Source organism: Gilliamella sp. Pas-s27, assembly GCF_009795865.1.
Classification (GTDB): domain Bacteria; phylum Pseudomonadota; class Gammaproteobacteria; order Enterobacterales; family Orbaceae; genus Gilliamella.
Genome location: NZ_WTEW01000100.1, coordinates 1 through 452 on the forward strand (window position 1 = coordinate 1; position 452 = coordinate 452).

Annotated in this window: 1 protein-coding gene; it reads right to left on the reverse strand. The window is 38.9% G+C overall.

Going from position 1 to position 452, the window contains the following annotated elements; translation table 11 throughout:
* Window positions 1-452, reverse strand: a 452-nt coding sequence (locus GQ589_RS11885; protein WP_160426465.1) for a hypothetical protein, incomplete at both ends; no start/stop codon positions are given.

Consider the following 452-nt stretch of genomic DNA (forward strand, 5'->3'; position numbering starts at 1 on the left):
TTAGAATACACACTCGGTAACCTAATCGCTTGCCCCTGTCCACCACTAATCAGTTCAACTATATCTGGAATATCTGACAGCTTTAACTCTGGATAGCGTGACGGGTAAGTACTCATTAAATACTTTTTATCTTCCAACGTTAAGCTATACCATTGTGGTTGTTTGCCTTTGGTTTGTATTTTTCCATTAATCCCCCCATTCACTTTACCCATATCGATGTCTGATAACGTCCGTGCTTTTGATGCATCAAATAATATTGAGGGAAGATTAAAGGTATAGGATGGCTTGACCTTAATATAATAACTTTCATTATCACCAGTAAAATGAATTCCCATCCCCCAACTTAAACTGCCATCAGGTTTAGCGGCTTGCGCTAATATGGCCTCTTTTTCAACTAATATGATAGTCTTTTCGCTTTCAGGTAACTGGTCTGCTAAGGCACGGGTTTTAGA